11 protein-coding genes are annotated in these 9,088 nt (G+C 75.0%); all 11 read left to right on the forward strand.

Annotated elements, in window-relative coordinates:
• Window positions 1–62 precede the first annotated feature (62 nt).
• Complete coding sequence (locus AA75_RS08645) at window positions 63–434, forward strand: FKBP-type peptidyl-prolyl cis-trans isomerase (protein ID WP_033819242.1); 372 nt, start codon at window positions 63–65, stop codon at window positions 432–434.
• Between the two features lie 147 nt (window positions 435–581).
• A complete protein-coding gene (locus tag AA75_RS08650) occupies window positions 582–1,547 on the forward strand; it encodes a YafY family protein (RefSeq protein WP_033819243.1) in 966 nt (321 codons plus the stop codon).
• A gap of 5 nt (window positions 1,548–1,552) precedes the next feature.
• Entirely contained in the window at window positions 1,553–2,509 is a 957-nt protein-coding gene (locus tag AA75_RS08655; protein ID WP_033819244.1) for a YafY family protein, read from the forward strand.
• A 6-nt stretch (window positions 2,510–2,515) separates the two neighbouring features.
• Window positions 2,516–2,755: a hypothetical protein gene (locus AA75_RS08660; protein WP_033819245.1), complete on the forward strand. Its 240-nt coding sequence runs from the start codon at window positions 2,516–2,518 to the stop codon at window positions 2,753–2,755.
• A gap of 10 nt (window positions 2,756–2,765) precedes the next feature.
• Window positions 2,766–2,939, forward strand: a complete 174-nt coding sequence (locus AA75_RS50815) for a hypothetical protein (protein ID WP_199520286.1) — start codon at window positions 2,766–2,768, stop codon at window positions 2,937–2,939.
• A 218-nt stretch (window positions 2,940–3,157) separates the two neighbouring features.
• A complete protein-coding gene (tatC, locus tag AA75_RS08665; RefSeq protein ID WP_063794311.1) occupies window positions 3,158–4,096 on the forward strand; it encodes a twin-arginine translocase subunit TatC in 939 nt (312 codons plus the stop codon).
• Window positions 4,097–4,238: 142 nt separating this feature from the next.
• The gene (locus AA75_RS08670) at window positions 4,239–5,408 is read left to right on the forward strand and encodes an FAD-binding oxidoreductase (protein WP_033819246.1); all 1,170 of its coding nucleotides are present in this window, start codon (window positions 4,239–4,241) and stop codon (window positions 5,406–5,408) included.
• The gene (locus AA75_RS08675) at window positions 5,405–5,722 is read left to right on the forward strand and encodes a (2Fe-2S)-binding protein (protein ID WP_033819247.1); all 318 of its coding nucleotides are present in this window, start codon (window positions 5,405–5,407) and stop codon (window positions 5,720–5,722) included. The genes AA75_RS08670 and AA75_RS08675 overlap by 4 nt, the downstream gene beginning before the upstream one ends.
• A complete protein-coding gene (locus AA75_RS08680) occupies window positions 5,703–7,103 on the forward strand; it encodes an NAD(P)/FAD-dependent oxidoreductase (RefSeq protein WP_033819248.1) in 1,401 nt (466 codons plus the stop codon). The genes AA75_RS08675 and AA75_RS08680 overlap by 20 nt, the downstream gene beginning before the upstream one ends.
• A 58-nt stretch (window positions 7,104–7,161) precedes the next feature.
• The gene (locus AA75_RS08685; RefSeq protein WP_051812017.1) at window positions 7,162–8,103 is read left to right on the forward strand and encodes a dihydrodipicolinate synthase family protein; all 942 of its coding nucleotides are present in this window, start codon (window positions 7,162–7,164) and stop codon (window positions 8,101–8,103) included.
• Window positions 8,104–8,171: 68 nt separating this feature from the next.
• Window positions 8,172–9,088, forward strand: a 917-nt coding sequence (locus tag AA75_RS08690) for a proline racemase family protein (protein WP_033819250.1), incomplete at its 3' end; no start/stop codon positions are given.

Here is a 9,088-nt window from a genome sequence, read left to right on the forward strand (position 1 = left end):
GACCTCGGCGCGGGCGGCTGCCGCCGCGTCATGTGTCTATCAGCGAACGAGAAGAGTCTGTTGTGAGCATCAGCAAGCCGGAGATCGACTTCCCGGTCGGCGACGCGCCGAAGGAGCTGCAGATCCGCGACATCGTGGTCGGCGACGGCGCCGAGGCCAAGGCCGGCGCGGTCGTCGAGGTCCACTACGTGGGCGTCACCTTCGAGACCGGTGAGGAGTTCGACGCCTCCTGGAACCGCGGCCAGTCCTTCCGCTTCCCGCTCGGCGCCGGCCGCGTCATCAAGGGCTGGGACCAGGGCGTCCAGGGCATGAAGGTCGGCGGCCGCCGCGAGCTGGTCATCCCGGCGCACCTGGCGTACGGCAACCAGTCGCCGAGCCCGCTCATCCCGGCCGGTTCGACCCTGATCTTCGTGGTCGACCTGCTCGGCGTCTGACCACGGGTCCGCGAGGGGCCGCATCCCGCCCGGCGGGGTGCGGCCCCTCGCCCGTGCGGACTCGGCTTTTGCACAGCGTGCCCGGACCGGTACGGTCGGGTCGCCGGATCAAGAATGTCCCGCCGAGACCCACCAGGAAGGTCCGCGATGGCGATCGCCAAGGCAGAGCGGCTGATGAACCTCGCCCTGTGCCTGATGAACACCAGACGCCCGCTCTCCAAGAAGGAGCTCCGGGAGTCCGTCGAGGCCTACCGTGAGGCCTGGCAGCAGGGCAGCGAGGACGCCTTCAACCGGATGTTCGAACGGGACAAGGACGACCTGCGCGAACTCGGCCTGGTCATCGACGTCGACGAGAACGCCCTCGACGGCGAGGTCGGCTACCTGGCCCGCCGGGACCGCAACCGGCTCCCGGAGATCGCGCTGGACGCCGAGGAGGCCGCCGCGCTGACCCTGGCCGCCCGGGTCTGGCAGCAGGCCAAGATGTCCGGCGCCGCCAGCGGCGCGCTGCAGAAGCTCCGCGCGGCCGGCGTGCCGTTCGCCGAGGACGCCGAGCACAGCGCCCTCGAACCGCGGATCCCGGCCCGCGAGGCCGCCTTCGAGCCGCTGCTCACCGCCGCCCGCGACCGCCGCCCGGTCTCCTTCGAGTACCGCAAGGCCGGCGCCGCGGCCGCCGAGCAGCGCGCCGTCGAACCCTGGGCGCTGGAGTGCTGGCGCGGCCACTGGTACCTGGCCGGCTTCGACCGGGACCGGCAGGACGCCCGGGTGTTCCGGCTCAGCCGGATCACCGGCCGGGTCCGCTCCCGGGCCGGCGAGTTCACCGGCACGGTGCCCGAGCACATGGACGTCCGGGCCACCGTGGCCCGGTTCGCCGGCGAGGGCGCCACCACCGCCGCCACCGTCCGGCTGCGCCGGGGCGCCGCCTTCCCGCTGCGCACCAAGGCGCTGGGCAGCCGGCACGTCGACGAGCAGTGGGACGAGCTGGAGATCCCGTACGGTCACGGGCTCGGCGCCGACCTGGCCGAGTTCGGCCCGGACGTCGTGGTGCTGGGCCCGGACGACCTGCGGGCGGATGTCATCGAGCGGCTGCGGGCCGTCGCGGGACTTGGGGAGTAGGGGCAATGAGCAACGCGATCGACCAGACCCGGCGGATGCTCTCCCTGGTCACCTACCTGCGCGAGCGCCCCGGCGCCGAGGTGGCCGAGGTGGCGCGCGCCTTCGGCATCACCGAGCGCGAGCTGATCGGCGACCTCAACGTGCTGCCGATGTGCGGGACCAGCTTCCGCGGCGGCGACCTGCTCGACATCGACACCGACGGCGAGCGGATCTGGTGGCACAACGTCGACGACGTCGCCCAGCCGCTGCGGCTGGCCGCCGACGAGGCGACCGCCCTGCTGGTCGCCGCCCGCGCGGTGGCCGGCCTGCCCGGACTGCGCGAGCGGGACCGGCAGGCGCTCACCCGGGCCGTCGCCAAGATCGAGGACGCGGCCGGCGAGAGCGCCGAGTCCAGCGCCCGGGTCGGCGTCACCTTCGAGGCCGAGGGCCAGGTCTTCGCCGACATCGACCGGGCGCTCAGCGAGGGCCGGCTGATCTGGCTGCGCTACTGGTCGCACGGCCGCGGCGGGATGACCGAGCGCGAGGTCGACCCGATCCGGCTGGTCACCGAGGGCCACACCTACCTGGAGGGGTGGTGCCGCACCTCCGAGGACCGGCGGATCTTCCGGCTGGACCGGGTGGCCGAGATCAAGGTCCTGGACGAGCCCGCCAACCCGCCCCGGCTCCAGCCGCGGGACCTGTCGGCCGGCCTGGTCAACCCGGGCGCCGACGACCCCGAGGTGGTGGTCGAGGTCGGCCCCGGCGGCCGATGGGTCGCCGAGTACTACACCCACGACTCGGCCGAGGAACTGCCCGACGGCGGCCTGCGGATCACCCTGCGCAGCGCAGACCCGTCCGGGCTGCGCCCGCTGGCGCTGCGGCTCGGCCGGGACGGCCGGATCGTCTCCCCGCCCGAGCTCGCCGAGCAGGCCGCGGCTGCCGCGCTCGCCGCGCTGGACGCCTACCGGGACGGGCAGGTCTGAGCGTCGGTGGGGGAGGGCACCAGGTTCAAGGTCTACTGCTCCCAGTGCCGGGAGAAGGTGGAGCTGGCGGTCACGGAGTTCCGGCTGGCCCTCGGGGCCACCGCGGAACGCACCTTCTACAGCTTCACCTGCCCCTCCTGCGGGGCGCCGGTGCGCAAGACCGCCGGTGAGAAGATCGTCGCGGCGCTGACCGCCGCGGGCGTGCGGACGATGCGGCTGCTGCCGGTGGACGGATCGGGCGGATAGGGTCACGGGCATGCAGTGGATCATTGTCGCCGCCGTGCTGGCGGCCACCGCGGGCCTGCTGGTGCTCGGCGTCCTGGCGGCGCGGCTGTGGCTCGACGTCCGGGCGCTGGCTCGGGAGGTCGACCGGGCCTCGCGGGCGCTGGCCGAGGCGGCGGGCGGGCTCACGGGCCGGCCGGCGGGCTGACGGGCCGGGTTACCCTCTAGGGCAGGGCCCTGCGGTGCGGCAGGTGCCCCGCAGCGTGGTCGCGCGGCCGAGGGCTGCCGGGTGGTTGCCGGGCCGACACCGGCAGCGGCTACCATCGCCCGCAGCAGGGCAGTACCCGGAAATGGCCGGCCTGACGACAGGCCGGTACGGGGACCCGTCGCCCGGCGGGTTCTGTCGCACGAGTTCGAGGACCGGGGTTGAGCAAGTCTTCCAAAGCACCCAAGGACCCCGAGGGCCGGATGGCCCTCGCGGATCACCTGCGCGAGCTGCGCAGCCGGCTGGTGAAGTCGGTCCTGGCGATCCTGGTCTTCACGCTCGTCGCCGCCTACTTCCACAACCAGCTGATCGATTTCCTCAGTGCCCCGCTGCCCCGCTGCGGGCCGGACAACAAGCCGCTGCCGGGTGACACCAACTGCGCCAGCGTCGTCAACATCGGCCTGCTGACCCCGTTCAACCTGGTGCTGAAGGTCAGCCTGACGGCCGGCCTGGTGGCGGCCACCCCGGTGTGGCTGTACCAGCTGTGGCAGTTCGTCTCGCCCGGTCTGCACAAGCACGAGCGGCGCTACTCGATGGCGTTCCTGGCGGCCGGCACCCCGCTCTTCCTGGCCGGCGCGGCCTTCGCGTACCTGGTCATGCCGCTGACCGCGCAGATGCTGATCTCGTTCACCGGTGACAAGATCACCAACATCCTGCCGGTCGAGGACTACCTCGACGTGGTCACCAGGATGGTGGTGGTCTTCGGCCTGGGCTTCGAGTTCCCGCTGTTCCTGGTGATGCTGAACTTCGTCAAGGTGCTCACCGGCAAGCGGATGCTCGGCTGGTGGCGCGCGATGGTCATGGCCATCACGGTGTTCGCCGCCTTCGCCACCCCCAGCGCGGACCCGCTGACCATGCTGGCGCTGGCCGCGCCGATCTGGGGCCTGTACTTCCTGGCCGTCGGCATCGCGCTGCTCAACGACCGCCGCCGGGCCCGCCGCAACCCCGACGCCGGGCTGGACGACGACGAGGCCTCGCACGTCGACCTGTCGGTCGACGCGGTGGACGGCGCCGAGTCGGTGTCGGCCTCGGCCGCCCCGGCCGCGCCCGCGCCGGTGGTGCCCGCGGCCCGGCACGAGCAGATGGACGACATCACCTGACCGGCCCGTGCGCCGGGCTGACCGAAGGCCCCTCCGCCGTCCGGCGGAGGGGCCTTCGGCATCCGGCGGAGCCGCCGGAGGGCGCCGCACGGCGGACCGTCTTGGCAGCCCGTTGGCCATGTGACATATTACTGCCGTGTCCATGCGATCCCCCCACGACGTCGTGGTGATCGGCGCCGGCGTCGTCGGCGCCGCCTGCGCGTACTACGCCACCCTGGCGGGCCTGCGGCCCGCCGTGGTCGACCGCGGCCCGGTGGCCGGCGGCACCACCGGCGCCGGCGAGGGCAACCTGCTGGTCTCCGACAAGGAGCCGGGCCCCGAGCTCGACCTCGCGCTGCTCTCCACCAGGCTCTGGCGCGAGCTGGCCGCCACCCTCGGCGACGCCGTCGAGTACGAGCCCAAGGGCGGCCTGGTGGTCGCGGCCCACCCGGCCGGGCTGGAGCCGCTGCGCCGGTTCGCGGCCGGCCAGGCCGCCGCCGGGGTCGACTGCGCCGAGGTCAAGGGCGACGAACTGGCCGCCCTGGAGCCGCACCTCGCCCCCGGCCTGGCCGGCGGCTTCCACTACCCCCAGGACGCCCAGGTGCAGCCCGCGCTGGCCGCCGCCCACCTGCTGCGGGCCGCCCGGGCCCGCGGCGCCGAGGTGTTCCTCGGCGAGGAGGTGACCGCCGTGCGCACCCGGGCGGACGGCTCCGTCCTCGGCGTCACCACCGACCGCCGCCGCCTCGACGCCCCCGCGGTGGTCAACGCGGCCGGCACCTGGGGCGGCGAGCTGGCCCGGCTCGCCGGGGTCGACCTGCCGGTGCTGCCCCGGCGCGGATTCGTCCTGGTCACCGAACCGCTGCCGCGGATCGTCCGGCACAAGGTCTACGCCGCCGACTACGTCGCCGACGTCGCCAGCGGCTCCGCCGCCCTGCAGACCTCCGCCGTGGTCGAGGGCACCCCGGCCGGACCGGTCCTGATCGGGGCCAGCCGCGAGCGGGTCGGCTTCGACCGCACCCTCGCGCCGGAGGTGCTGCGCCGGCTGGCCGAGGGGGCCGCCGCCCTCTTCCCCGTGCTGCGCGAGGTCACCGTGCAACGTGCCTACCGGGGCTTCCGCCCGTACCTGCCGGACCACCTGCCCGCGATCGGCGCCGACCCCCGGGTGCCGGGCCTGTACCACGCCTGCGGCCACGAGGGCGCGGGCATCGGGCTGGCCCCCGCCACCGGGCTGCTGATCGCCGGGCAGCTGACCGGCGCCGCACCGGAACTCGACCTGACCCCGATGCGGCCCGACCGCTTCGCCGACCGGCACCCCGCCGAAGGAGCCCGATGAGCCGCCGCACCCCCGCCGAGCTGGTCGGCGCCGAACCCGGACCCGCGCACACCATCGAGTTCGACGGCCGGCCGGTCCCCGCCCTGCCGGGGCAGACCATCGCCGCCGCGCTGTGGGCCGACGGCGTCCTCGCCTGGCGCACCACCCGCACCGGCGGCCGGCCGCGCGGCGCGTTCTGCGGCATCGGCGTCTGCTTCGACTGCCTGGCCACCGTCAACGGAGAGCCCAACCGGCGCACCTGCCTGGTCCCGGCCGAGCCCGGCGACACCGTCACCACCCAGGAGGGCCACGGCCGTGCCGACCTCGCCGTCTGACCGCTACGACCTCGCGGTGGTCGGGGCCGGCCCCGGCGGCCTGGCCGCCGCCGTCACCGCCGCCGACCACGGACTGACCGTCGCCCTGGTCGACGCCGGTCCCCGCCCCGGCGGACAGTTCTACCGCCACCCCGCGCCCGCCCTCGGCGCCGCCCGGCCCGAGCGGCTGCACCACGGCTGGTCCGTCTTCGCCGCGCTCACCGCCCGGCTGCGGGCCCACACCGCCCACCACCGGATCACCCACCTGGCCGGCCACCACGTCTGGACCGCCGAGCGCGCCGACGGCTGGCGGCTGCACGCCACCACCGGCCCCGGCCCCGACGACGCCGCCGTCGTCGAGGCCGCCGCGGTGCTGCTCGCCACCGGCGCGTACGAGCGCCAGCTGCCCTTCCCGGGCTGGACGCTGCCCGGGGTGGTCACGGCCGGCGGCGCCCAGGCCATGCTCAAGTCCTCACTGGTGCTGCCCGGCCGGCGGATCGTGCTGGCCGGCAGCGGCCCGCTGCTGCTGGCCGCGGCGTCCTCGCTGGTCACCGCCGGGGCCGAGGTGCCCGCGATCGTCGAGGCCGCCGACTACCTCGGCTACGCCCGCGGCCTGCCCGTCCTGCTCGGCAACCCGGCCAAGCTCGCCGAGGGCGCCGGCCACGGCGCCACCCTGCTGCGCCACGGCGTACGGCTGCTGCGCGGCAGCGCGGTCACCGAGGCGCACGGCACCGACCGGGTGACCGCGGTGACGGTGGCCCGGCTGGACCGCCGCTGGCGGCCGGTACCCGGCACCGAGCGGCGGATCGCCTGCGACGCGGTGGCGGTCGGCCACGGCCTGGTCCCGCAGATCGAGCTCGCCACCGAACTCGGCGCCGCCACCCGGGCCACCCCGGACGGCACGGCCGCCCTCGCCGTCGACGGCGAGCAGCGCACCAGCGTGGACGGCCTGTGGGCGGCGGGGGAGACCTGCGGGGTCGGCGGCGCCGACCTGGCCGTCGCCGAGGGCGTGCTCGCCGCGTACGCGGTCGCCGGGCGGCCCGCCCCGGCAGGGGTGCGGCGCCGCCGCGACCGGCGCCGGGCCTTCGCCGAGCTGATGGCCGCCGCCCACCGGCCCGGCCCGGACTGGACGGGCTGGCTGACCCCGGAGACCGAGGTCTGCCGCTGCGAGGAGGTCCCGGTCCGGGCGGTGCGGGAGGCGGTGGCGGAGCTCGGCGCCCGCGACGCCAGGAGCGTCAAGCTGCTCACCCGGGCCGGGATGGGCTGGTGCCAGGGGCGGATGTGCGGCCCGGCGGTGGCCTGTCTGGCGGGGGACGGGAAGGTCGGGGCGGACAGCCGTCCGCTCGCCTGCCCGGTGCCGCTCGGGCAGCTGGCCCGGCGGACCGGGCCGGACGCCGACTAGACCTTCCAGCGGATTTCCGCCGGACGGCTCTTGTGGCCGTCCTGCCTTCTCTAATAAAATGTCACACCTCACCACTCAGGGAGAACCCCCCGTGTCCTTCGCACCCCATGACCCCACCCGTCCATGGCGCGGCATCATGGTCGCCACCGCGCTACCCCTGCGGGACGACCTCTCCGTCGACTACGACGCGTACGCCGAGCACGTCCGCTGGCTGATCGCCAACGGCTGCGACGGCGTCGTCCCCAACGGCTCGCTCGGCGAGTACCAGACCCTCACCGACGAGGAGCGCGCCCGGGTCGTCACGGTCGCGGTCGAGGCCGCCGGTGACGGCTCCCGGGTGATGCCCGGCGTCGCCGCGTACGGCAGCGCCGAGTCCCGCCGCTGGGCCGAGCAGGCCGCCGAGGCCGGGGCCGGTTCGGTCCTGCTGCTGCCGCCCAACGCCTACCGGGCCGACGCCGCCGCCGTCCGGGCCCACTTCGCCGAGGTCGCCGCCGCCGGGATCCCGGTGGTCGCGTACAACAACCCGATCGACACCAAGATCGACCTGGTCCCCGAGCTGCTGGCGCAGCTGCACACGGCCGGTTCGATCGTCGCGGTCAAGGAGTTCAGCGGCGACGTCCGCCGGGCCTACGAGATCGCCGAACTGGCGCCCGGCCTCGACCTGCTGATCGGCGCCGACGACGTCCTGCTGGAGCTGGCCCTGGCCGGCGCCGTCGGCTGGATCGCCGGCTACCCGAACGCGCTGCCGCAGGCGTCCGCCGAGCTCTACCGCGCCGCGGTCGCCGGTGACCTGGCGACCGCGCTGCCGCTCTACCGCTCGCTGCATTCGCTGCTGCGCTGGGACTCCAAGATCGAGTTCGTGCAGGCCATCAAGCTTTCGATGGACATCGCGGGACGCCCCGGCGGCCCGGTCCGCCCGCCGCGCGGCCCGCTCTCCGCGGAGACCGAGGCGGCCGTCCGCGCCGCCACCGAGAAGGCGCTCGCCGAGGGCCTGAAGTAACCACCGCCAGCGGGGCCGGCTGCGGGGACAGCCGGCCCGCCCGGGCCAGGACAAGGAGCTCTGCACCCATGCGCAGCCGTCACGTCTTCCACGCCGTCGACTCGCACACCGAGGGCATGCCGACCCGGGTCGTCACCGGCGGCTTCGGCACCGTCCCCGGCGCGACCATGGCCGAGAAGCGGGTCCACTTCCAGCAGCACCTCGACCACTTCCGCACCCTGCTGATGTACGAGCCCCGCGGCCACGCCGCGATGAGCGGCGCGATCCTGCAGCCGCCGACCAGGCCGGACGCCGATTTCGGGGTGCTGTACATCGAGGTCTCCGGGCTGCTGCCGATGTGCGGGCACGGCACCATCGGCGTCGCCACCGTGCTGGTGGAGACCGGCATGGTGGAGGTGGTCGAGCCGGTCACCACGGTGCGCCTGGACACCCCGGCCGGTCTGGTGGTCGCCGAGGTCCGGGTCGAGGACGGCGCCGCGCTGGACGTCACCATCCGCAACGTCCCCTCGTACGCGGCCGCGCTGGACCGCAAGGTGGAGGTGCCGGGCTTCGGCGCCGTCACCTACGACCTGGCCTATGGCGGCAACTTCTACGCGATCCTGCCGCTGGCCGACCTCGGCCTGCCGTTCGAACGCGAGCGCAAGCAGGACATCCTGGACGCCGGCCTGGCGGTGATGGCGGCGATCAACGCCGACGACCGTCCGGTGCACCCCGAGGACCCGGCCATCCACGGCTGCCACCACGTCCAGCTGCTCGCCCCCGGCTCCACCGCGGAGCACTCCCGGCACGCGATGGCCATCCACCCCGGCTGGTTCGACCGCTCGCCGTGCGGCACCGGCACCTCCGCGCGGATGGCGCAGCTGCACGCCCGCGGCGAACTGCCGCTGCACCGGGACTTCCGCAACGACTCCTTCATCGGCACCACCTTCACCGGGCGGCTGGTCGAGGAGACCACCGTGGCGGGCCGGCCCGCCGTCGTGCCGAC

The organism is Kitasatospora sp. MBT63 (assembly GCF_000710465.2).
In the GTDB taxonomy this organism is placed as follows: Bacteria; Actinomycetota; Actinomycetes; order Streptomycetales; family Streptomycetaceae; genus Kitasatospora.

Excerpts from the sequence above, each read along its gene's own strand:
- AA75_RS08675 (WP_033819247.1), top strand. The coding sequence starts at position 5,405 with ATGAGCCGCCGCACCCCCGCCGAGCTGGTCGGCGCCGAACCCGGACCC.
- AA75_RS08655 (WP_033819244.1), top strand. The coding sequence starts at position 1,553 with ATGAGCAACGCGATCGACCAGACCCGGCGGATGCTCTCCCTGGTCACC.
- AA75_RS08685 (WP_051812017.1), top strand. The coding sequence starts at position 7,162 with ATGTCACACCTCACCACTCAGGGAGAACCCCCCGTGTCCTTCGCACCC.
- AA75_RS50815 (WP_199520286.1), top strand. The coding sequence starts at position 2,766 with ATGCAGTGGATCATTGTCGCCGCCGTGCTGGCGGCCACCGCGGGCCTG.
- AA75_RS08650 (WP_033819243.1), top strand. The coding sequence starts at position 582 with ATGGCGATCGCCAAGGCAGAGCGGCTGATGAACCTCGCCCTGTGCCTG.
- AA75_RS08670 (WP_033819246.1), top strand. The coding sequence starts at position 4,239 with ATGCGATCCCCCCACGACGTCGTGGTGATCGGCGCCGGCGTCGTCGGC.